The organism is Acidicapsa acidisoli, from assembly GCF_025685625.1.
GTDB lineage: Bacteria > Acidobacteriota > Terriglobia > Terriglobales > Acidobacteriaceae > Acidicapsa > Acidicapsa acidisoli.
Genome location: NZ_JAGSYI010000002.1, coordinates 956,710 through 978,871 on the forward strand (window position 1 = coordinate 956,710; position 22,162 = coordinate 978,871).

At 59.7% G+C, this 22,162-nt stretch carries 18 protein-coding genes; 9 read left to right on the forward strand and 9 right to left on the reverse strand.

The genetic code is table 11. From position 1 onward, the window contains the following. Window positions 1–49: 49 nt before the first annotated feature. Both OHL23_RS13950 and OHL23_RS13955 read left to right on the forward strand, forming a co-directional pair. Window positions 50–1,318, forward strand: a complete 1,269-nt coding sequence (locus tag OHL23_RS13950) for a glycoside hydrolase family 172 protein (RefSeq protein WP_263352517.1) — start codon at window positions 50–52, stop codon at window positions 1,316–1,318. Between the two features lie 20 nt (window positions 1,319–1,338). Beyond that, a complete protein-coding gene (locus OHL23_RS13955; RefSeq protein WP_263352518.1) occupies window positions 1,339–2,004 on the forward strand; it encodes an NAD-dependent epimerase/dehydratase family protein in 666 nt (221 codons plus the stop codon). Window positions 2,005–2,026: 22 nt separating this feature from the next. Here OHL23_RS13955 and OHL23_RS13960 read toward each other — a convergent pair whose 3' ends face one another. The 3 genes from OHL23_RS13960 to OHL23_RS13970 form a co-directional block, all read right to left on the reverse strand. Continuing rightward, complete coding sequence (locus tag OHL23_RS13960) at window positions 2,027–2,389, reverse strand: hypothetical protein (RefSeq protein WP_263352519.1); 363 nt, start codon at window positions 2,387–2,389, stop codon at window positions 2,027–2,029. Window positions 2,390–2,532: 143 nt separating this feature from the next. Next, window positions 2,533–3,789: a magnesium transporter MgtE N-terminal domain-containing protein gene (locus OHL23_RS13965; RefSeq protein ID WP_263352520.1), complete on the reverse strand. Its 1,257-nt coding sequence runs from the start codon at window positions 3,787–3,789 to the stop codon at window positions 2,533–2,535. Between the two features lie 196 nt (window positions 3,790–3,985). Then, the gene (locus OHL23_RS13970) at window positions 3,986–4,918 is read right to left on the reverse strand and encodes a LysR substrate-binding domain-containing protein (RefSeq protein ID WP_263352521.1); all 933 of its coding nucleotides are present in this window, start codon (window positions 4,916–4,918) and stop codon (window positions 3,986–3,988) included. A gap of 92 nt (window positions 4,919–5,010) precedes the next feature. On the opposite strand from OHL23_RS13970, the gene OHL23_RS13975 reads away from it, so the two are divergent. From OHL23_RS13975 to OHL23_RS13985, 3 genes are all read left to right on the forward strand, one after another. Beyond that, window positions 5,011–5,535: a GNAT family N-acetyltransferase gene (locus OHL23_RS13975; protein WP_263352522.1), complete on the forward strand. Its 525-nt coding sequence runs from the start codon at window positions 5,011–5,013 to the stop codon at window positions 5,533–5,535. Window positions 5,536–5,798: 263 nt separating this feature from the next. Then, window positions 5,799–6,215 carry an ATP-binding protein gene (locus OHL23_RS13980; RefSeq protein ID WP_263352523.1) on the forward strand — a complete coding sequence of 139 codons (417 nt, stop codon included), beginning with the start codon at window positions 5,799–5,801 and terminating at the stop codon, window positions 6,213–6,215. A 25-nt stretch (window positions 6,216–6,240) separates the two neighbouring features. Further along, complete coding sequence (locus tag OHL23_RS13985; protein WP_263352524.1) at window positions 6,241–6,585, forward strand: STAS domain-containing protein; 345 nt, start codon at window positions 6,241–6,243, stop codon at window positions 6,583–6,585. A gap of 86 nt (window positions 6,586–6,671) precedes the next feature. On the opposite strand, the gene OHL23_RS13990 is transcribed toward OHL23_RS13985, so the two are convergent. Then, window positions 6,672–7,250, reverse strand: coding sequence for a LemA family protein (locus OHL23_RS13990; protein ID WP_263352525.1), 579 nt, complete (start codon window positions 7,248–7,250; stop codon window positions 6,672–6,674). 63 nt (window positions 7,251–7,313) lie between these two features. Continuing rightward, complete coding sequence (locus tag OHL23_RS13995; protein WP_263352526.1) at window positions 7,314–8,138, reverse strand: TPM domain-containing protein; 825 nt, start codon at window positions 8,136–8,138, stop codon at window positions 7,314–7,316. 92 nt (window positions 8,139–8,230) lie between these two features. Here OHL23_RS13995 and OHL23_RS14000 point away from each other — a divergent pair, with 92 nt between their 5' ends. Together OHL23_RS14000 and OHL23_RS14005 are read left to right on the forward strand one after the other, a co-directional pair. Then, a complete protein-coding gene (locus OHL23_RS14000) occupies window positions 8,231–10,357 on the forward strand; it encodes a S9 family peptidase (RefSeq protein ID WP_263352527.1) in 2,127 nt (708 codons plus the stop codon). A 72-nt stretch (window positions 10,358–10,429) separates the two neighbouring features. Continuing rightward, window positions 10,430–11,254: an energy transducer TonB gene (locus tag OHL23_RS14005; RefSeq protein WP_263352528.1), complete on the forward strand. Its 825-nt coding sequence runs from the start codon at window positions 10,430–10,432 to the stop codon at window positions 11,252–11,254. Between the two features lie 58 nt (window positions 11,255–11,312). Here OHL23_RS14005 and OHL23_RS14010 read toward each other — a convergent pair whose 3' ends face one another. The 4 genes from OHL23_RS14010 to OHL23_RS14025 all read right to left on the reverse strand — a co-directional run bounded on the left by OHL23_RS14010 (window position 11,313) and on the right by OHL23_RS14025 (window position 15,111). After that, on the reverse strand, window positions 11,313–13,199 hold the full coding sequence (locus OHL23_RS14010) for an ABC transporter ATP-binding protein (RefSeq protein ID WP_263352529.1): 1,887 nt from the start codon (window positions 13,197–13,199) through the stop codon (window positions 11,313–11,315). A gap of 3 nt (window positions 13,200–13,202) precedes the next feature. Further along, window positions 13,203–13,580, reverse strand: a complete 378-nt coding sequence (locus tag OHL23_RS14015) for a hypothetical protein (RefSeq protein ID WP_263352530.1) — start codon at window positions 13,578–13,580, stop codon at window positions 13,203–13,205. Between the two features lie 72 nt (window positions 13,581–13,652). Further along, the gene (locus tag OHL23_RS14020) at window positions 13,653–14,186 is read right to left on the reverse strand and encodes a gluconokinase (RefSeq protein ID WP_263352531.1); all 534 of its coding nucleotides are present in this window, start codon (window positions 14,184–14,186) and stop codon (window positions 13,653–13,655) included. A 7-nt stretch (window positions 14,187–14,193) separates the two neighbouring features. Beyond that, window positions 14,194–15,111: an SCO family protein gene (locus OHL23_RS14025; RefSeq protein ID WP_263352532.1), complete on the reverse strand. Its 918-nt coding sequence runs from the start codon at window positions 15,109–15,111 to the stop codon at window positions 14,194–14,196. A 155-nt stretch (window positions 15,112–15,266) separates the two neighbouring features. Here OHL23_RS14025 and OHL23_RS14030 point away from each other — a divergent pair, with 155 nt between their 5' ends. After that, window positions 15,267–18,026 carry a PD-(D/E)XK nuclease family protein gene (locus OHL23_RS14030; protein ID WP_263352533.1) on the forward strand — a complete coding sequence of 920 codons (2,760 nt, stop codon included), beginning with the start codon at window positions 15,267–15,269 and terminating at the stop codon, window positions 18,024–18,026. Next, the gene (locus OHL23_RS14035) at window positions 18,019–21,834 is read left to right on the forward strand and encodes a UvrD-helicase domain-containing protein (protein WP_263352534.1); all 3,816 of its coding nucleotides are present in this window, start codon (window positions 18,019–18,021) and stop codon (window positions 21,832–21,834) included. The genes OHL23_RS14030 and OHL23_RS14035 overlap by 8 nt, the downstream gene beginning before the upstream one ends. The last annotated feature ends 328 nt before the right edge of the window (window positions 21,835–22,162 follow it).

Genomic DNA, 22,162 nt, shown 5'->3' on the forward strand with positions numbered 1-22,162 from the left:
CGAAAGATCTTTTGAGTACTGCATATTTCAAATTCAGAGAAAGGACTCGATGACGACAAATAACTCGACGAAGGATGCCTTCCTCGCGACCGGTGCGGCTTTGAAGGACGAGGGCGCATCTGCGGGAATTGGACGCCGCAAGATGCTTGGACTACTTGCTTCCGGCGCTGCCGTGCTGGGGTTGAACTCCGCTGCGGCTGCCGCTGCGGAACCGGGGGCGATGTCGCCACCTGCGAAAGAGGGTGAGATTGCGCCGGAGCAGCTTTTTGCGCAGGCACGGCTGCGGAGCTACAAGACACGACGCTCCTCAAGCTGGGATCGCACCGGGGGCAACAACGATGCCGTGCCGGTCGAACCAGGAACGGCTGCGACGATCCTCGATGTGGCCGGGGCCGGAGTGATTACGCATATCTGGTTCACGATCAACTCGCAGGATCGGTATCACCTCAAGAATCTCGTCCTGCGCGCCTGGTGGGATGGTGAGGCTTCGCCTTCGGTTGAGGTTCCGGTCGGCGACTTCTTCGGTCTGGGGCTGGGCGAGTATTTTGTCTACCAGTCGTCCATGCTGGCCGTCGCTTCGGTGAAGGCTCTCAATTCTTACTTCCAGATGCCGTTTGCCAATGGCGCAAAGCTGACCGTCGCCAATGAAGGCACGGTGCGAACGGACAGCCTCTATTTCGCGGTGGATTATGTGACGTTGCCGTCGCTTCCGGGAGATCTGGGACGGTTTCATGCGCAGTATCGGCAGGCCGCGCCGTGCGCGAGTGCGATGGACGATTGGAAAGTGAACTGGGACAGGAAGGTCAACGATCTGAAGAACCTGGATGGGAAGGACAATTATGTCTTTCTCGAAGCCACTGGACGCGGACATTTCGTCGGAGTGACGCAGGCTGTGCTGCAAAATCAGGATGGCTGGTTCGGCGAGGGAGACGACATGATCTTCATCGACGGCGACCCGCTTCCGACGATCAACGGCACGGGCACCGAGGATTACTACAACGGCGCGTGGGACTTCAGCAGCAAGCCCTTTGCCTATCAGCACAACGGCGCGCCTTACATTACGGGCGACGAGCGGCTCGGTGGACGATATTGCCTGTACCGCTGGCACACCGAGAGTCCGATCACTTTCGAGAAGTCGATTCGAGTGACGATCGAGCATGGGCACGGCAATCACCGCTCGGACGACTTCTACTCAACCGCGTACTGGTACCAGACTGAGCCTCACGCGCAGTTCCCTGCACTGCCCGCGCCTGAGGTTCGTGTCCCGCGGGTGTATCGCGTCGGTGGAGCTGGCGCTGTGCCTTTGCCGGGCGAGTAGAAAGCGTACTCTGTCCTAATATGCGAGTGCTGATCTTTGGAGCGACGGGGATGATCGGGCAGGGCGTTCTGCGGGAATGCCTGTTCGCGCCTGACGTGGAGTTGGTGCAGACTGTTGGGCGCGCATCGACGGGTGTGCAGAATGCAAAACTGCGCGAAGTGATTCAGGCGGACTTGTTCGATATCTCGGCTTACGAAGGCGAGCTGCGCGGATTCGATGCCTGCTTCTTTTGCCTTGGGGTTGCTTCTACCGGCATGACAGAGCAGGCGTATACCAGGTTGACCTTTGAACTGACGACGACTATCGCTCTAACGTTGTCCCGGCTGAATCCTGCGATGACTTTCGTTTATGTTTCGGGATCGGGAACGGATAGTTCGGAGAAAGGCCGCATGATGTGGGCGCGCGTAAAGGGGCGAACTGAGAATGCCTTATTGCGTATGCCGTTCCGCGCCGCGTATATGTTTCGCCCTGGATTTATCGTGCCGCTGCATGGCATTCAATCGAAGACTAGGATGTATCGAGTCTTTTATGCGACGCTCATGCCGATTCTGCCGATACTGCATCGCTTCTTCCCAAGATCCATATTGACCACTGAGGAGTTGGGGCGGGCGATGCTGCTTGCCGCGCGGCAAGCGCCTGCCAGGCGTGTGCTCGAAACCGGCGACCTGCGCGATCTGCTCAGCTGATCGTGTGCGTCAGGACCTACGGTTATGAGATTTCGCGCTTGTGTTCGAGTTCCAGAAGCTTCTCGATTGCTATGACTCTGCGATAGAGGGAAATGTCGGAGATATTTGTTTCCGGTTTGGTCGAATGCCAGTTCACGGCGGCGAAAAAGATCGAAAGACCGGTTGTTACGCCCCATGGGATGCGGCTGAATCGCATTACGTCCAACGCTGCTTTGAGCGGCTGGTGCCGAGGGTCCATTGCCAGGAAAACCAGCCACGCGAGGACTGAGATTGCAAGGATGGAGATGGAACAGAAGAGGAAGATTCCGAAACCTACCTGAACTGCCTCCAAAAGCCTGAGGAGGAATGGCAATCCGCCACCCCATTGTTTTCTATCGAACTTCATACGTGTATTTCGACTTTCTGGACCGCCTCCAAAGATGGCTTCCTAGAGAGTATCTATATAATTCGTGAAATTCGATTCCCTAATTGGGGCACAGGAGAGACTTTGGATGCAGTCGCGGATGAGCAAAGGTCGATGCCGGAGGTCTAGAGTTTTTCGAGCAGAAAGCTGATTACATGGTCGGAATGAACGACGCCAACCATGCGTCCCTGGGCATCGACTACCGGCAGTGAGTGCAGGTTGTACTTATCGAATATCTCCGCCACGTCGGATTGGTGCATGTCCGCGGGGCAGGAGCGGACGCGGGGCTCGGCGAGGACGGAAAGATGGCTGGCCGGTTGAGCCACAACCATGCGGGCCAGCGGAACGGAGCCGCGCAGGACGCGCTTGGCGTCGAGCAGGTAGATCTCGGTCACTGTCTCCATATCGCCGTCGTATTCGCGGAGCGCCTGCACGGCATCGCCGACGGTGGCCTCGACATCGACGGAGACGAAGTCGGTGGTCATGCGGCCGGCTGCGGAGTCCTCGTGGAACTCAAGCAGCTCTTCGACTTCATGGCGCTCCTCGGGCTCCATCTCTTCGAGGATCGCTTCGGATCGTTCCTCGGAGAGCTCGCCGAGCAGATCTGCGGCTGCTCCGGGGTCCATCTCTTCGACGATATCGGCGATGCGTTCTTCGTCGAGGGATTCGAGCAGCGACTTTTGCAGCTTGGGATCGACCTCTTCGAGGGTCTCGGCGGCGACTTCTTCGTCGAGCGTGGTGAAGATGGCTTCGCGCTCGGCTGGAGCGAGATCGGCGAGAATCTCGGCCAGTTCCGAGGGGTGCATTTCGGCGAGATGGTCGTGGTCTATCTTGAGCTTGACGCGGCGGGCGGGGTCGACCTCGATCACATCGACGAACTGCCACGGGATGCCCTTGGCAGCGAACCGGCGCGACAGCGATTCGAGGGTATGGCGCGGGAGCAGGCCTTTGAAGACACGCTGGACTGCGCCGCGCAGGCCGACTTCAACCTCGGAGACGCGCAGCAGGTGTACCGAACCGTGTCCCAGCCATTCGAGATCGACATCGTTGACGCGGACGACCTTGCGGCCATGAATGTCGATGATCTGGCGGTCGATCAGGTCCTGCTGAAGAAAGAGATAGTTCTCGTCGCCGCGCAGGGGGTTCAAGGCCGAGGGCGAGCGAAGCTCCAGCGTGCCTGCGGGGGTTTCCATCACCTGGTTGGAGGGAACAATTTGCAGGCCCTGGCGAGTCTTGAGCACAAGGCCTGCGACGCGACCAGCCTCTGCGCCGGTGGCTACGGCGATGTCCTTGAGTTTGCCGCGCACGGTACCCTGGGCGTCGGTCACAGGTGTGCCGAGCATGGCGGTGAGGCTTACGCGGGATGTGGTGCGAGGGTGCATTGCTTTTTCAAGTTCAGGCAGGTTGAGTTTAGCGTGATCGAGCCTTGGCTGGCGAACTCAGATCTCGACTTGGTGATGTCTCAGTCTGACGAGATCTATCCCTCAGGGGCTAAAGCCCCAATGGTATTGCTGATTTTATGTACGGGCTGAAGCCCGTACCCTTCAAACTGAGACACTACCCTCGACTGGTTAGTGATCAACCTGAGGCTATCGCCGATTTCGAAGTGGCCTGTACGATTTGAGCGAAGCGATTGACAATGGGCCGCGACTCACTGGCAAAACATGCGAATTCTATGTTGCTGACTATCCTGGCTCCGCGCTTTCCAGCCCCGATCGGAAGGCATACGACGTCCGGCGAGGCGATGAAGCGAACACAGGCGGGCGCGATGGAGACTCCGAGGCCTGCGCCGATGAGCCGGAGGATGGTGAGCCAGTTTGAGGCTTCCTGCACGATCTGCGGGCGGAAGCCATGCTCTTCACAGAACGTCAGTGGTTTTTCAAATGCGTGAGAACCAGCGCTGCGGGGATAGTAGACAAAGGGTTCGTTGCGTAAGGTGGCGGGCGAGATGCTTTTCTGCCTCGCTGCTGGATGGCGCGCGGGAAGAACCGCGACGAAGGGTTCGGAGTAGATGGGCGTCGCGATCAATCCTCCCGTTAAGTCGCCGGGATCGCTGTCGCGCAACAGACCTGCGTCGAGGGTTCCGTTTTGCATGCCTTCGATGACCTTCGCGGTGAAGGACTCGTGCAGATGAAGCCGCACGCTCGGATACGCTTCGCGATATTCGCGGAAGATGGCGGGCAGGATCGTGAGCATGGCTGAGCCGACGAAGCCAATGTGCAGAGAGCCCACTTCGCCACGACCGATGCTGCGGGTTTCTTCGATGTCGCGCTGCACGTTGCGCAGGGTGCGCTGGGCGCGCTCCAGGAAAATCGCACCGGCCGCGGTGAGACTGACGGAGCGGGAGGTTCGGTCGAAGAGCGGATAGCCAAGGATCTCTTCGAGGCGTCGGATCTGCTGCGAGAGCGGCGGTTGCGCCAGGTGCAGGCGCTGCGCGGCGCGGCCGAAATGAAGCTCTTCGGCGACGGCGACGAAGTAACGGAGATGACGCAATTCGATGTCGGTATTCATATATTCCAAGTCTTGATCTTACTGAACAATATATTGGACATATTACATCGGCTCAGCCAGACTTGGATGAGAGTTGGAATTGGAGGTGAAAAGTGGCGCAGGTTTTCGAAGAAGAGACAGTGCATGGTGGAGAATCCGACTTGAGCGAAATCGAGATTCGACCGCTCGAAATCGGCGAGGATGGAACGGCCTTTCGTGTGCTGAACGAAGAGTGGATTTCGCGGTATTTTGTGCTGGAAAAGAAAGATCGCGAGACGCTGGGCGACCCGGAGAATACGATCCTGCGCAAGGGCGGCAAGGTCTTCCTGGCTTATTCGCAGGGAGAAGCTGTCGGCTGCGTGGCGCTGATTCCGATGGGCGATGGGGTCTATGAGCTGTCCAAAATGGCGGTTGCGCCCCGGATGCGCGGCCAGGGGGTTGGCCGCAGGATTCTCGAACACTCCATTGCACAGGCGCGTGAGTTGGGAGCCAGGTCGCTCTTTCTGGGCAGCAATTCGGTGTTGAAAAACGCTGTGCATCTTTACGAGTCGATCGGCTTTCGCCATGTGCCGCCCGAAGAGTTGCCGGAGATGCACTATGCGCGGGCGGATGTATTCATGCGGATGGCGCTTGATTAAAGGTTCCATTGAGTTGGCATGGGAGTTAGGCTCCGGATTGATTCGTCTCTCACCTGCGTGATTCCACCGCGCGGGTTCCTCGCTTGACAGCGCGAGGCTTAGCAACGAAACTGCGAGGAAGGATTCTGAGCGGCGCGGACTGCGTCAAGCCTTATCGGGCTGTTTCGCAAGAGAATCCCGCTCCGGACTAGGAGCGTTCCTGCGGAGAGTTGCTTGTGACCGGACCACAGACAGGTCGGCTGAGCTTTAAGCTGGCATCAACGATGGACAGCGTGGCCGAGGTCGAGGCTGCCGCGGAGAAGCTTACCCAGGCCGCCGGAATGGATGAGGACGAAGGCTTTCGCGTGGTGATGGCGGTGCGCGAGGCGGCCGTCAATGCCGTGCTGCATGGCAACGGGTACGATCCTAATAAACAAATCACCGTCGGTCTTGAAAACACCGGTAAGTCGCTGGTGATCACCGTCGCCGACGAAGGCGAAGGACTCGATCCGGAGAAGATTCCCGATCCGCTGGCGCCGGAAAATCTGCTGCGGGGAACAGGCCGCGGCATCTTCCTTATCCGATCCTTCCTGGATGAGGTACACTTTCGACAACTGCACCCTGGAACCGAGCTGACGCTGGTAAAGCATCTGACACCGGCCGGCAGCAACGAAGCGAGTCAGGATCTGGATACGAAATAACCGAATACCCTAAGGAGGGATCTCTGTGGCACTCTCAATTTCAACCCGTCAGCTGGACGGAGTCACCATTCTAGACCTAAGTGGGCGGATCACGCTCGGTGAAGGTAGTGTGCAGTTGCGCGATGCCATTCGCGACCTGATCAGCAAGGGCGAAAAGCACATTCTTTTGAGCCTGGGCGATGTGAGTTACATCGACAGCTCCGGCCTAGGCGAGTTGGTCAGCGCATTTACCACGGCCAAGAATCAGAATGCCGATGTGAAGCTGCTGAATCTGACCAAGAAGGTCAAGGACGTGTTGCAGGTGACCAAGCTCTATACCGTCTTCGATATCTACGACGACGAAGCCCACGCCATCAGTTCCTTCAAGTAGCCGCCACCCTGTTCAGAAACTCAAAGGGCTACGCCGACGGGAAACTGTCGGCGTAGCCCTTTTCTCCGTTCTGGTGTGCGCTGTGGCTAGAACTTCACGGCAGGCGCGTTGCGTGACGCGGCGCTCGCCTCAAAGTACGCGTCGTTCATGTGGAAGCCGAGCATGTTGGCCCAGATGCTGTTGGGAAACTGGCGCACGTAGGTGTTGTAGGCCCGCAGAGAGTCGTTGTAGCGACGGCGGGCCACGCCGATGCGGTTTTCGGTGCCGGAAAGCTCATCTTGCAGTCGCAGAAACTGCTCGTTGGAGCGCAGTTGCGGGTAGTTTTCGGTGAGGGCCAACAGGCGGCCGAAGGCGGAATCGAGCGTGCCATTGGCGGCGATCTTCGACTTGGGATCGTGCGCGTTGAGAAGGCCGGCACGGGCGTTGGCGATGTCGCCGAAGACCGTGCTTTCTTCCTTGGTGAATCCTTTGACTGTTTCAACCAGGTTGGGGATGAGGTCGGCGCGGCGCTGCAACTGCACGTCCACGTCGGACCAGCTTGTTTTGACCGATTCGTCCAGCCTCACCATCTGATTCTGGGCGCTTACGAAGCTGCCATAAATGAGCAGCCCTATCACGACGAATACGCCGACAATTCCGAGAACGATCCAAAGTCCACGACGCATACAGTTCTTTCTCCTCTGGCTTCCACGCGGGGAAGCACGTTTCTAAAAATACCTTTTGAGAACTTAGTAGTCTCCGCCAGCGCCGCCACCACCGGATTCGCCACCGCCGAAACCGCCGAAGCCAGAGTCTCCTCCGCCGCCGGAATCACCGCCGCCACCCCAGCCGCCTCCGCCGCCCCAACCGCCGCGACCGCCGCCGCCGAGGAACCATCCGAGACCGAACCCGAACAAGCCGCGCGCGCCAAGGAAGAGGAGCACGAGCACTATCAGGACGATGCGGAAGATGAGGCCGATGGAGGAGCCGTGATGCCGCTGTTGCGGAACCTGCAACTGCTCCATGCCCGATGTGCCGAACGATTGTTCACCAAGGCTCACCTTCGCGTCGGCCGCGATCACGTTCGCGATTTGCGTTACGCCGATGGTTACCGCTCCGTCGAAGTCGTGCTGGCGCAGGTGAGGCAGCATCCTGCGGCCGATGTCGCCGACTTTCGCGTCGGGCAGGATGCCTTCGAGGCCATAGCCGACTTCGGTCCAGTAATGGTGATCCTGGACGGAGATCAGCATGAGAATGCCGCGGTCGGAGCCCTTTTTGCCGACCTTCCACTTCTCTTCCAGGCGATTGGCGAAATCCGCCTTGTCGTCGCCGTCGAGATTGTTGAGGATGACGACGGCTATCTGCGCATTCGTCTTCGAGTGGTCAAGCTGGCCACACAGGCGGTCGAGACGAGAAACTGTCTCAGGCGAGAGGACGTGTGCGAAGTCGGAGACGTAATTGGTAGGCTTTGGCAGGTCTTCAACGCGCTCGGAATAGCCGGTGAGAGCGGAAAACGCGAATACCAGACTCAGGATGAGCCAGGAAAAACCCGAACGGGAACGGCGAACTTGCATGTCACTTCTATTGTACGCAAGCGGACGAGTGGAGGTTCCCAAGACGGGCCGGGGGTAGATTCAGTCGATTCGGACGACTATTCTTGTATGAGATGACAACCGAGATTAACACGCAGCCAGCAGCAATCCCGAACGCAGCCTTTGCAGCACCCATTGCCCGCAAGGACCTCAAACAAACGTCCATGCACGGAACCGTCCTGGTGGACGAGTACGCGTGGCTTCGCGAAAAGGAGAGCCCTGAGGTCACGGCTTATCTTGAAGCCGAAAACACCTATGCCGAGGGTGTGATGGCTCCGCTGGCTGGTTTGCGCGATGAGCTTTACGAGGAGATGCTGAGCCACATCAAACAGACGGACGTCTCCGTGCCTTATCGCGACGGCGGCTGGTGGTATTACTCGCGGACGGAAGAGGGTCTGCAGTACCCGATTCATTGCCGCAAGGCGGATCTCCCCGATGCCGCCGAAGAAGTGATTCTGGACGGCAACAAGCTGGCCGAAGGGCACAGTTTCATGGCCATCGGCGGCACGGACGTGACCGATGATGGCCGGTGGCTGGCATACAGCGTGGACCATACGGGGTTTCGCCAGTACACGCTGCACATCAAGGATCTCAGTACGGGAGAAGTGCTGGAAGGGGTTGTGGAGCGGGTTGGCTCCGTTGTTTGGGCGGCGGACGGACTGGAAGGCGGGCGAACGCTCTTTTATACCGTCGAGGATGAGGAACAGAAACGGCAGTATCAGCTTTGGCGGCATGAACTGAGTTCCGAGCACTCGGCGGACGTGCTGGTCCTTGAGGAGCCGGACGAGCGGTTTAATCTCGGCGCGGGACGGACGCGGGACGGCAAGTTTCTGATTCTGGAAGCGGGCAGCCATACTACGTCGGAATCGCGTTTTCTGGCTGCCGACAACCCGACAGGCGAGTGGACGCTGGTTGCTGCGCGGGAAGATGAGCAGGAATATGCGATTGACCACCGCAATGGGCTGTGGTTTATCCGCACCAACGATCGCGGGCGCAATTTCCGGCTTGTGACTGCGCCTGTGGCTACGCCGGGCCGGGAATACTGGACTGAACTGCTGGCGCACCGCAGCGAGATCATGCTGGAGGATGTCGATCTCTTTGACCGCTTCTTTGTCTGTTGCGAGCGGGAGGATGGGTTGCCTCGGCTGCGGCTGTGGAGCTTTACTGAGAACGACCGGGCGATTCAATCGAATGAGATTCGTTTTCCGGAGCCGGTCTACAGTGCGTTTCCGCATATCAACCGCGAATTCGACACGACCAGGTTTCGCTATGCGTATCAATCGCTGGTAACTCCGAGCTCTGTTTACGAATATGACGTCGCGGCTGCTGAATCGACGTTGCTGAAGCAGGTCGAAGTGCCGGGTGGATTCGATCGCGAGTTATATGCTTCTGAACGCGTCTTCGCTACGGCTTCCGACGGTGTTCGGGTGCCTGTGTCGATTGTGTACCGGAAGGACAAGCGAGAAGCTGCGGGGAATCCGCTGTATGTGTATGGGTATGGATCGTATGGTTACTCGCTTCCGATCGGGTTCAACGCCAACCGGCTCAGTTTGCTGGATCGCGGCGTGGTGATGGCGTATGCGCATATTCGCGGTGGCGGCGATCTGGGCAAGCCGTGGCACGACGCGGGCAAGATGCTGGTGAAGCGCAACACCTTCACTGACTTCATTGGGGCCGTGGAGTATCTTACGGCACACGGATATGGCGATCCAGCGCGCGTGGCGATTGAAGGCGGCAGCGCGGGCGGATTGCTGATGGGCGCGGTCACCAATCTGAAGCCGGAGATCTTTCGCGCGGTGGTGTCTCATGTGCCGTTTGTCGACGTGATGAATACCATGCTGGATGCTTCGCTGCCCCTCACTGTTCCCGAATACGAGGAGTGGGGAAATCCGAACGAGGCTGAGTATTTTCATTACATGCTAAGCTACTCGCCGTATGACAATCTCAAGCAGGGAAGCTATCCGGCGATTCTGGTCAAGACGAGCCTCAATGATAGCCAGGTCATGTACTGGGAACCGGCGAAGTACGTTGCGAAGCTGCGCACACTCAAGACGGATGGCCATCCGCTGTTGCTGGTGACCAACATGGAAGCCGGTCATGGCGGCGCGAGCGGGCGGTATGACTATCTGAAGGAGATTGCTTTCGACTACGCGTTCCTTATCAAAGAATTGGGAATCGTTGCTTCTTCGAGCGAAGAATAGACATTATGCCGGGGAAACACTGCGTCGGTATTTCAATTTAGCTTCACACTTTCTGTATTTATAGGGAGCTGTATGTTGAAACTATTGAGCGTCACAATCCTGATGGCACTGGCTTTAGTTCCCGCCGATGCTCAAGAACCAAATCCCTCCATCGCAGCTCCCGCTACTGATGCTGTTGCTGAACGAGTAAAGGTGTACTACGGCGGCCCAGAGGTGATTCTGCCAGAGTTGCTTCCACCACCAGAATCGCTAAAGCATGACGACGAGTGCGTCAGGGAGCTGAAGGGCTACGTCAAGTTGTCGCTGCTTGTGGATTCCGAAGGCAGACCGCGCAACGTCACCTTTAACCGCCCTCAGGGCAATGAGCTTGATCAACTTGCACTTCTTGCTGCTGAAGCCGACCGGTTTAAACCGGGGACGCTCAATGGCGTACCGGTGGCCTCTGCAATCATCATTGAAATGCGCCTACATGGCTGCGTTGTGTCAACGAAAGACAGTCCCGGCAACAATCGACTTGCCCTGAAATTCCGAAACTTGCCGGATCAGAAAATCGATACAGCTCCTGAAGCCGAGGACGAAGTTACGCTGACCCCGGACGGCATTCAGAAAGTGGAACGGGTGGGAGGGAAGGTTTTGCCGCCCAAAGCCATCCTGAAACCGGATGCGGGGTACTCGGATTACGCGCGACGCAAAAAGATCGAGGGAGACTGTATTGTAGTACTTACCATTGATGTGCACGGCCTGCCGCAGAACGTTCACGTCACGCGGGGACTTGAGCCTGGCCTCGATGACAAAGCGATAAGTGCCGTGCGTCACTACCGCTTTCAGCCAGCCACGTTGGATGGTATGCCTGTTCCGGTTGTAGTGTCCGCCGAGGTCCGGTTTAGGCTGTATTAGGCTGATCGTCGGTCCGGGGCATTCTTAGCGACTGGCCCTCGCGACGCGCGAGGGCCAGTCAGCGAGTAGCTTCCGGGATGGCGTCGCCTTCGCCGGGGGCCAGAAACAGGTTGGCTTCGAGGCCGTGCTGGCGGGTGTAGAGGTCGTAGTAGCGGCCGCGCAGTTTGTATAGATCCTCGTGATTGCCGCGCTCGACTATCCGGCCGCCTTCTACCACCAGAATCTGGTCGGCGCGGCGGATGGTCGATAGTCGGTGGGCGATGACGAAGGTTGTGCGGCCCAGCATGAGCTGGTTGAGTCCGGCCTGGATCATGGCTTCGGATTCGGAATCCAGCGAACTGGTCGCTTCGTCGAGGATGAGGATGCGCGGCTGCGCCAGCAGTGCACGGGCGATGGACAGGCGCTGGCGCTGGCCGCCCGAAAGCTTGACGCCGCGCTCGCCGACGATGGTGTCGTACTGCTCCGGGAAGCGCTCGGCGAATTCATCCACTCTGGCGGTGCGGCAGGCGAAAAGAAACTGCTCCTCTGTGGCTTCGGGGCGCGAGAACATCACGTTGTCGCGAATGGAGCCGTCGAAGAGGAATGAATCCTGCAGGACAACACCAAGCTGCGAGCGATAGCTGTTCAGGTTGACTGTGGCCAGGTCCTGCCCGTCTACGAGTACGCGTCCGGTGACCGGATTGTGGAAGGCGCAGACCAGGCTGATGATGGTGGACTTTCCGGAGCCGGAGGAGCCGACCAGAGCCGTCACGCTTCCCGGTTCGGCGAGGAAATCTACGCCGTGCAGCACCTGTTTGCCCTCTTCGTAGGCGAACTCGACCTGTTCAAAGCGCACCCGGCCGGTGATGGGCGGCATGATTCCGGTGCGTTTGGGGTCGGCGTTCTCTTCCATCTCGGCGAGGATTTCGGTCGTCCGGTCGAGGCCGGCAAAGGCTTCGGTGAGCTGGGTGCCGATGTTCACGATCTGGAAGACGGGCGCGATCATGAAGGCGAGGAACATGTTGTAGGAGAAGTAGTCGCCGACGGTCCACGAGTGAGCCAGCACGGCGTGACCGCCCAGCCACATGACCAGTCCGGAGACGAGTCCCAGCACGGTCGTAGAGGCAGCGCCGAGAGTGCTAGTCATGGTGAGCGAGCTGATGACGTTACGGAGCAGGCGATCGACGCCTTCGCCGAAGACGCTGGCTTCGCGATCCTCGGCGTGATAGCCCTTGATGACGCGAACTCCGCCGAGCGATTCGGTGAGCCGACCGGTAACCTCGGCGTTGATCTTGCCGCGCTCGCGGAAGATGGGCCGGATCTTTTTGAAGGCGGATTGCAGGATTATTACAAAGGCACCGATCACCGTGAAGACGGTGAGCGTGACAATAACGCTTCTGTTCAACAGATAAAGGAAGGCGAGGATGGCGGTCAGCATTCCGCCGACGAACTCGACGAGGCCGGTGCCGATGAGATTACGGACGCCTTCGACGTCGGTCATGATGCGCGAGACGAGCGTGCCCGTGCGGTTGGCGTCGTAATAGGCCACGGAAAGGCGGCCGACGTGCTGCTGGACCTGTTTACGAAGCTCCGAGATGAGCTTCTGTCCCTCTTTGGAAAGAAGCTGGGTCAGCGAAAAGGATGAGATGGCCTGGATCACCGTGGCCGCAAAGACAATGCCGATGAGCATGGGCAGCATCTGCGGCTTTGGGTTCTTGGACGCGAGAACGCTGTCAAGCAGGTACTTGCTCAGATAAGGAAGAGTCAGACCTGCGACAGTCTTGATAGCGACCAAGACGAAACCGACGGCGATGAGCAGACGGCGAGGCTTGACGAGAGACCAGATGGTGGGCCAGAGCTTGCGGAGATTGACCTTCTTTTTGGGTAGGTCGCTGCCGCCTTTGCCTGCACCGTGCGCGCCCCGCTCCGCACGCATCGCCATGGCGCCACCCCGCATGGTCGCCATGGGCTAGACCAGCCTTGCACGACGGGCGGCGATGAAGGAGCGCACGCAGAGGATCACGTACACGAGGCAGAGGAAGGCCATGACCGCCTTGGACTCGGTGGCCGGAGGATTTTTCACGACCGCGCCGCCGAGCATTTGAAACCACTGGATGAGTCCCATGACGGTTCCGAGAAATCCAAGCAGGCCCAGGGTCACGTTGATGTGCATGAACAGTTTCCGGCGGCCAGCGTCCGGTGAGAAAGAGAGTATGCCGAAGAGACCGAGAAGCAGGCCGAGCCATGTGGGAATGAGCGCCGTATAGTGAACGCTTCCGGTGGCGATGAAGCCGACCAGGCCGAGCGCAATGAATAAGATAGCAAAAACAATGGTAACCTTCGCCATTCGGGCGCAACCTCAGGGAAATAATTCCAGACACAAGTCTACTGGAAGGGATGTGTCAAGGGTACTGGAGATTCAATCCTTCCGCTTGAGGCTCTGATTGAGGCTGGTTTCTTCGCAGCCGAGCCACTTCAGAATTCGCGGGATGGCCTGCTCGATCGGTTCGGAGCCATCAAGGCGCAGGGTGTTTGCTGCTCCGACTGGCGGTTGGAGGGTGGCGAGCTGGCTGTCCAGGAGCGCGGGCGGCATGAAATGGCCGGGGCGATGGGCCATTCTGTCGGCGAGGACACTGCGGGGCGGGTCGAGCCAGACGAAGCGCGCTTCGGGGAGATCGGCGGTCAGGTGCTGGCGGTAGGTTTCCTTGAGCGCCGAGCACGTCAGGATTCCGGACTGGCCCGTCTGATGCCAGTTGGCTAGAACCTCATGGAGCGTGTCGAGCCAGGGTCCGCGATCGGCGTCGTTCAGCGGAATTCCCGCGGCCATCTTTGCCTTGTTGGCGTCGGAGTGGTAGTCATCACCCTCGGCGAATGCCCAGCCGGTTGCTTCCGCGAGCTTGCCCGCCATGTAGGACTTGCCCGAACCACTTACGCCCATCACGATAACGATCACGGATCACCTAGCCGTTGGGATAGAGTTTGGCGACGTCGGAGAGCACCTGCTCCGGAGTCCAGTCATTGCCCGAATAGAAGCGGACAACTTTGCCGTCCGGACCGATCAGTGTAGTCGAAAGGGTGTGGGTGATGGTGCCGTCCGCTTCGTTGGTAAGGCCGACGTCGAACCACTCGGCCATGGGATGCAGCTCGGCTTTGCTGGAAACGGCGAAATCCCAGTGCGCGAAGGCTTTGGGCGCCATGCTGCCCATGTAGGTTTCGCCGTAGCTCTTCAATCGCGCCGGAGTGTCTCCGTCGGGATCGAAGCTGGCGCAGAGCAGATGGGTTTTTGCGTAGAGGCCGGGGTTCGCGGCAAGGGATTTTTCGAGGACTGCGAAATTGTGCGTGACGCGCGGGCAATAGTCGGGCAGCGGGCAGCGGGTGTAGATGAAGGTCAGCAGTAAAGCCTTGCCGTGAAACTGCGCGAGGTGGATGGGGTGGCCGTCCTCATTGATGAGGCGAAAGTCGGGAACTTTGTCTCCGTAATCGGGGACGTGGTACTGGACTTTGGGAACGTAATCCGGCTTGGCCTGGCCGACGACGACGAAGTGATCGACGAAGACTGCAGCATCCGGCGTCTGCGAGACGAGCACGTCGGCGTTGATGATGTCGCCGGGGTGGAGTTCGCCGATGATGCTGGCGTCCCGCAGCTTGTAGGGCATGGTCATTGCTTCCATGAAGCCGGGGATGGCGCGGTGGTCGAGGGTGACTTCGCCGGTTGCCGGGTTGGTGGAAACTACTTTGCCGTGAAGCGGGTAGGTTTTGAACTGCTGCGGAGTGGCGTTTGCGGAATTGGTTCCGGCTGGGCGGCAACCGATCAAACCGATGACTGTGACGAGCGACAATGTCGAGAAAATGAGCGTGGAAAAAAACAGGCGTTTCACAGTCCAGTGTACAACTGGTCCGGTGGGCAAATTCCCATGGATGTTCAGTTCGGGACCGGTTCCCAGAGCGGGAGTCTTTCTGAGCGCGACACCGATGTCGCACTTATTGGCCGCGTCTGCGCCTTAAGATTAGGAGCGGACGGGAACGCTGAGAGATGAACAGCCGACAGACATTTCGGATCGCACACGTGGACGGCTGGCTGGCGGATGGCGGCGTGGTCCTGACGGCGAACGAGCGGGCGGCGCGGGCTGTCTCTGTCGACTTGGGTCGGGCGCGAAGAGCCGAGGGACGCTCCGCGTGGCCGACGCCAGCCGTCTTTGCGTGGGATAGCTGGGTGCGCGAGGAGTGGCGGAAGCGGAATCGCGCCGGGCTGGTGCTGCTCAATCCGTTACAGGAGCAGGCGCTCTGGATGCGGGTGATTGGCAGGAGCCGCACGGGGCAAGGATTGCTCCATCCGGGCAGGTTGGCCGATGCGGCGCAGCGGGCGTACCGGTTGCTTTCGAGTTACGCGCCGGACTCGCTCAAGCCCTCGGCACGATTGGGCTGGACTGGCGATGCCACGGTCTTCAGCGAATGGCTGGAGGCTTTCGAGTCGCGCTGCCGCCGCGAGGGACTGGTCAGCAACAGCCGTCTTGGCCTGGAGCTTACCGAGTCCCTGACGCAGGAAAGATTTCTCGGGCGCGACGGCGAGGTGCGCCGCAGTCCGCTCCTGCTGATTGGCTTTGACCGGTTGCTGGATACGCAAATAGCTCTTCTGGATGCTTGGGGCGATTGGCGGCTGGATGGGACTGGGCAGGGCTCGCTATCCAGGCAATTCCTGGCCGCTCCCGATGCGGCGACCGAGCTTGCAGCATGTATGGTGTGGCTGCGCGCGGAGGTGGCCAAAGACTCGGACGCGCGGCTGATCGTCGTCACGACCGCCTTGCAGGAGCGACGCGGCGAATTAGAGCGGGCTTTGCTCGATTCGGGGCCAGACGGCGGGGTTGTTGATTTTGAATTTTCGCTGGGTGTACCGCTTGGCCAGACCGGGCTGGTGCGGAGCGCGGTTTTGCTGTTGCGCTGGCTGCATGAGTCTCTAACGGAAGCCGAATTGGACTGGTTGATCGGCTCGGGGCACTGCGCTGGGAGTTATGAGGAAGAAATTGCTCTAGCCGAAGCGATGCGGGCATTTCGCAGGCGCGGTCAGGAACGGCCAGAGTGGGGGCTGGACGATTTCGCGTCCAGCTTCGAGCGAAGGGACGCTGAATCGGAGGGACCTGCCGGTCACGAGGTCTGGGCGAATCGTTTGCTGTCGGCCCGGGAGCAATTGCAGGCAGTGCCGAAGCGGCAAAGCCCTCTGGAATGGGCTGAGGCTGCGCAGAGATTGTTGAAGGCGGTTGGCTGGCCTGGTTTTCGGCCGCTTTCGAGTGCAGCCTTTCAGGCGCTGGACCGCTGGGAGCGTTTGCTGGAAGATTGCGGCTCTCTGGGATTTGATGGATCTCAGGTGGAGTGGGCGGAGTTTGTGGCGACTGTGGCGGACGCAGTTTCGTCGACCATCTTTGCCGCAGAATCGAGCGATGCCCAGGTGCAGATCACGGAACCGCTGGAATCTGCCGGGCAACTGGCGGATGGTATCTGGTTTCTGGGCGCGAACGAAGAGGCCTGGCCGAGTCGCGGGCAGCCCAATTCTCTGCTGCCGATCGGGCTGCAGCGCGAGATGGGTATGCCTCACGCGAGTCCGCAGGCGGACTGGGAGCTGGCGCAGCAGGCGACAGAACGGCTTTTTTCGAGTGCGAACGAGGTTGTGTTCAGCTATGCGAAGCTTTCGGCGGGAACCGAAGCGCGGCCTTCTCGCCTCGCCGTACGACAGGTCGGCGAGGCCGTCGATTTGTCGGAAGACTCGACTTATCCCGATCCGCGGGAGGACCAGACGGAGAGCTTCCCGGATAACAGCCTGATTCCCTTCCCGCACCGCATAATCGGCGGTGGCGCGGCTACACTGACACGTCAGTCGCTGTGTCCATTTCAGGCTTTTGCTACGGCTCGTTTGGGAGCCGACGACTGGGAGCCTGCGGAGACTGGATTGAATGCGAAGCAGAGGGGTCAACTTCTGCATTCCGTGCTGCATCGGGTGTGGAGTGGTTCGGCGCGCGGTGGGATTTCGAGCCTTGCCGAATTGCAGGGTATTTCGGATCTGCACTTGTTTGTGCGGGGAGCCGTTCGCGTTGTCATGGTGGAGAGCTTCGATTCGAACCGCCGCAATTCCCTGCCCTCACGCTTCCCCGCACGGTATTTGCAACTAGAGGCGGAACGGCTGACGGAGTTGGTTTCCGATTGGCTGGAATATGAGCGGGAGCGGCAGTCCTTTGCCGTAGCCGCGACCGAGGTCAAGCGCGAGGTCACTATCGCCGGGCTTACTTTCACGTTGCGACTGGACCGAATTGACACGCTCGAAGGCGGCGGAAAGCTGGTGATCGACTACAAGAGCAGCGAGGTTGGCCCCAAGGCCTGGGCGGGCGAACGTCCGGACGATGTGCAACTGCCGTTGTACGCCACATTTGCCGTGGATGGCGATCTGGAGGGTTTGGTCTTTGCGCGGGTGCGGCCTGGAACGACTAAGTTCTACGGGCGGGTTCGCAGCGCCACGGAAACTTTGCGGCCTGATCTGACCGCGCGCGACCGGCTGGTGAGCGATCCGCTAACCGAGTTGCAACTAGCGGAATGGTGGGAGCGGATCGAGCGGCTGGGCGAGGATTTTCTGGCCGGTCGCGCCGTAGTCGATCCAAAGGAGCCAGACAAGACCTGCGCGAAGTGCCACCTGCACGCCATTTGCCGGATCAACGAGAATCAGCCATGGGTTGCTGTCGCCGGCGACTCGGAGGAAAACGGAGATAGCGCGGAAAGCGAGGAAGGCGCAGGAGGTGGCGATGCCTGAACGTGTGGAGATTGTGCAGGCCCGTCCGGCTATTGCTCCGCCCGATCAGGCGGAGCGCAGCCGCGCGCTCGATCCGGCGCGATCATTTCTGGTGCAGGCTCCTGCCGGTTCCGGCAAAACGTACCTGCTGACGCAACGCTTTCTCCGGTTGCTGGCCCAGGCAGACAAGCCGGATGAGATCGTCGCAATTACATTCACCAATGCCGCAGCGGCGGAGATGCGCCATCGAATTCTGGAAGCACTGGAGAAAGCGGAATCAGCCGAGACCGTTGACGGCGATCCGGAAAGTCTGCCAGCGCTGGCGACGAGGGCGTTGGCGCGCGCGAAACAGTTGGGATGGCAGATACTCGACCAGCCGCACCAGTTGCGCGTGACGACCATCGACGCCTTTTGCCGTGGGATGGCGCTGCAGAGTCCCTTGAGCTGGGGGCTGCTCTCGGGCCTCGGCGGACGGCTCGATCCGGTGAACAATCCGAATGACCTTTATCGACGCGCGGCCACGCGGACGATCGAGCTGTTAAACGCGGAGGAATCGCCGACACGGCAGTCGGTGGAAGAGCTGCTGCGCTGGCGCGACAACCACTGGAAGGATGTCGAAGATCTCCTGGTGCAGATGCTTGGCCAGCGCAATCGCTGGTTTCAGGGCTTTGTATTTGACCGCGAAGTGGATTGGGAAGAGCTGCGGGAGCGACTGGAAGCTCCTTTTTGCAGGGCGGCGCACGGACGGCTCGAAACGCTGGGCCGGTTGCTTGATCGGCATCCAGGAAGCCGGGAGTTTGCTCTCAGGCTTGCCCGGATTGCGTGCGAAAACCCGGGCAAACTCTCACCTTTGGGACTTGCCGAGCGCGCCGAACTGCTGACCGTATTTGTCGGCGAGGATGGCGTCGTCGAGCCGATTGTTCTGGAAGATGCCGCCGCAGCGTATTGCGATCTCGCCAACTTTCTGCTGACTGCGAAGGGAGAATGGCGCAAGAAGGGCGGCCTCACCGTCAACCATGGCTTCCCTTCCGGCACGCAGGGCAAGGCAGCAAAGGAGCAGTTCGCAGAGCTTGTAGCGTCGCTTGCCGAAGAGCCCGGACTGCAAGCGGCGCTGGCGGCGTTTCAGGAGCCGATGCCGCTCCGCTATACCGACGCGGAGTGGGAGCTGATTCGTCACTGCTTTGCGGTGTTGCGCTTTGCTGCCGGGCAGTTGCAGGTGGTTTTTGCCGAGACAGGATCGGTCGACTTTACGGAGGTAGCCCAGATTGCGCTGCGCATTCTGGCGCCGGAGAATGGATTTCCCTCCGACTTCGCGATGCGTCAGGCGGACGGCATCCGCCATCTGCTGATTGATGAGTTTCAGGATACGAGCCGGAATCAGCACCAGCTCCTGGCTCGGCTGATCGCGGCGTGGCCGGAGCGCGAAGGACGAAGCTGCTTCTGCGTCGGCGATCCCATGCAATCGATTTACGGCTTTCGCGAGGCCGAGGTCGAGCTGTTTGAGCGCCTCAAGACGCATGGCCTCGAAACCGCTTCCGGCATCTCCAACGAGCTATTCCGGTTCGATTTTGTGCCGCTTCGCGCTAATTTCAGGACAGTGCCGAGCCTTGTGAACGACCTGAATGGCCACTTCGAGCGCGTCTTTGCTGAAAACGATGGCAGCGGTGTGCGCTTTTCAGCGGCTGAAGCGGCGCGGCAATCGCCTTCGGTGGCTAAGAGCGAGCTGCATCTGGCGTTCACTATGAATGGAAAGGCGGATGAGGCTGGTTTTGCGGATGCTGCGGCAGAATTGACTCGCGAGAACCAGCTTGGCGAGATCGTCGCGCTGATCGGAAGCAAGCTGGAGGTCGCCAATCAGCGAAAGAACATTCCTGGAAGCGAGAAGTATCGGATCGCGGTGCTCGGCAAGACGCGGCCATCACTGAACCGAATTGCAGAGGCTCTAAGCAAGGCCAAAATCAGTTTCCGGGCCATCGATTTGGTGCTGTTGCGGGATCGGCCCGAGGTACTGGATGCGCTTTCGCTGGCGCGGGCGCTGCTCAACCCAACCGATCGAACGGCGTGGCTAGGAGTGCTGCGCGCGCCGTGGTGCGGGCTCTCCCTGGCGGAGCTGCATCTCGTAACTTCGGCGGACGATGCAGTAATCTGCGCAACGCCTGTCCCGAAGCTGCTTGCGTCGCGGTTGCCGATGCTCTTCGAGCAGGGCCTGTTGAGTGCGCATGGATTTCAGGCGACTTCGCGCGTCGCGCATGTTCTGAAATCTGCGGCGGAAAATCGATCAACCTCCAGCACTGCCGCGCTGGGAACGTGGCTTGCGTCGGTTTGGAAGGCGCTCGGAGGCGGCGACACCGTTGACGCCGTGCAAGGCGCGAATCTTCGCCTGCTGTGGGCTGCGTTGGATAAGTTGCTGGAGGGAGAACTCGACCTGCTCGGCGGCGGGCTGAACTCGGCTTTGAACGAGCTGTACGCGCTACCTGATCCGGACGCCAGCAGCGATTTTGGCGTTCAGTTGATGACCATCCATAAATCGAAGGGGCTGGAGTTCGAGGTGATCCTCGTACCGGATCTGGAGGCGGAGGGAAAGAAGTCGGAGAAGACGATGATCAGCTGGCTGGAGCGCGGGCTTGCCGATGCTGGCGGCGACGGCGATCAGCTTACGGAGTTTCTGATTGCGCCGATTCAGGCCAAGGGCGCTGAAATCGGCGTGGCCAAGAGATGGGTCGACCGCGTGAAGAGAAAGCGCGAAGAACAGGAGTTGCGCCGTCTGCTCTACGTTGCCGCAACCCGCGCCCGCGAAGAGCTGCACCTCTTCGCCAGACCACGATTTCGGATGAGCCGAAGCTCTGAGGAGCCGGAACTTGCCAGTCCGACCGGGATGCTCAAGACGGCGTGGCCGGCGATTGGCGAAGAGACTCAGGCCCAATTCGATGCATGGCTTGCGCAGCGATCCGCAGCTCAGGAACAGGTAACTCCGGCTCCATTGGAGCTGGCAACACTGGCTGCAGAGGCCAGCAACCTGCTGCAGATGCCGGTGACCGGGCTGGCCGCCGCGTCACGGCCCACAATGCTACGACGGCTTCCGGAAGGCTATCAGCCGCCAGAATTGGCCAACTTTGGCACATCGTCCTCACGCGCGTCGCAAGGCTCTAACCGGGAAGAATCGCGGGAGGCACTATACGCCCGAACCGAAGGTGGACTGCGCTCACGGCTGCTGGGCACGGCCATCCACGCATTCCTCGAAGAATTGAGCATCCTGCGCCGGAGTATGAGTCCAAGTGAGGCCGCAAGCGCGGTTGCCGATGCCCTGCCCGCTGTTACGGCACAGGTTCGCAGCCACGGACTGACGCGCGATGCGGCGGAGCGGCTTGCCGGCGAAGCGCTCGCTGTTGCGCAGCAGGCGTCGACAGATCCGACCGGTTCCTGGATTCTGGCTCCTCATCCGCAGGGAGACGCCGAGGCGCGATGGACCGGGCTTGTTGGTCCCGATGCCGCTGGTGGACGCGGCCGGCAGTGGAATCTGCGCCCGGACCGGGTCTTTTTCGCCGAGGCTCCTCCATCTCTGGAGTCGGTCGCGGATTCTGTCCCTGCGAATGAGCCCATCTGGTGGATTATCGACTACAAATCCGCCGGTGCGGATGGAATCGATCTGGTGGACGATGCTGCGAAACAGGTTTTTCTGAGGGCGCAACGGGAGCAATATAAGGACCAGCTTGCCGCTTACGCTCAGGTCTTGCGCAGCCTGCACGAGGCGAAGGGGGAGCAAACAACGCCAATCCGGACGGGGATATATTACCCGCGGCTGCAACTTCTGGACGTCTGGAATGCCTGATCCTATGGATAAAAAATTCTCAGCATGGCATTTCGAGAATCCGCGCAACAAATTTCCCGGGGCCGTGTCTAACTTGGGGACTTAGGGTTCACATCTTCATTTCACCGCTCGTTCGCAACAAGCGGACCTGCAATTTTGGAGGATTGGGGCCGTAGTCCAATTTGCATGGCTTTGGTCTAACTCTATATCGGACCATTTTTAGGACTCGGGAGGTTTGACAGCACCCCGGCTTCTTGCATATTTGCTCACCGCTGTTCTGCACGTACATCCTGGTGCAACTCCCATTTGCGCGTGAGGCTCTTCGTTTTTTTTCCGGCTGTCTGCGTAA

Coding starts and splice junctions, on each gene's coding strand:
- OHL23_RS13950 (WP_263352517.1), top strand. CDS start 50: ATGACGACAAATAACTCGACGAAGGATGCCTTCCTCGCGACCGGTGCG.
- OHL23_RS13955 (WP_263352518.1), top strand. CDS start 1,339: ATGCGAGTGCTGATCTTTGGAGCGACGGGGATGATCGGGCAGGGCGTT.
- OHL23_RS13960 (WP_263352519.1), bottom strand. CDS start 2,389: ATGAAGTTCGATAGAAAACAATGGGGTGGCGGATTGCCATTCCTCCTC.
- OHL23_RS13965 (WP_263352520.1), bottom strand. CDS start 3,789: ATGCACCCTCGCACCACATCCCGCGTAAGCCTCACCGCCATGCTCGGC.
- OHL23_RS13970 (WP_263352521.1), bottom strand. CDS start 4,918: ATGAATACCGACATCGAATTGCGTCATCTCCGTTACTTCGTCGCCGTC.
- OHL23_RS13980 (WP_263352523.1), top strand. CDS start 5,799: ATGGACAGCGTGGCCGAGGTCGAGGCTGCCGCGGAGAAGCTTACCCAG.
- OHL23_RS13990 (WP_263352525.1), bottom strand. CDS start 7,250: ATGCGTCGTGGACTTTGGATCGTTCTCGGAATTGTCGGCGTATTCGTC.
- OHL23_RS13995 (WP_263352526.1), bottom strand. CDS start 8,138: ATGCAAGTTCGCCGTTCCCGTTCGGGTTTTTCCTGGCTCATCCTGAGT.
- OHL23_RS14000 (WP_263352527.1), top strand. CDS start 8,231: ATGACAACCGAGATTAACACGCAGCCAGCAGCAATCCCGAACGCAGCC.
- OHL23_RS14005 (WP_263352528.1), top strand. CDS start 10,430: ATGTTGAAACTATTGAGCGTCACAATCCTGATGGCACTGGCTTTAGTT.
- OHL23_RS14010 (WP_263352529.1), bottom strand. CDS start 13,199: ATGGCGACCATGCGGGGTGGCGCCATGGCGATGCGTGCGGAGCGGGGC.
- OHL23_RS14015 (WP_263352530.1), bottom strand. CDS start 13,580: ATGGCGAAGGTTACCATTGTTTTTGCTATCTTATTCATTGCGCTCGGC.
- OHL23_RS14030 (WP_263352533.1), top strand. CDS start 15,267: ATGAACAGCCGACAGACATTTCGGATCGCACACGTGGACGGCTGGCTG.
- OHL23_RS14035 (WP_263352534.1), top strand. CDS start 18,019: ATGCCTGAACGTGTGGAGATTGTGCAGGCCCGTCCGGCTATTGCTCCG.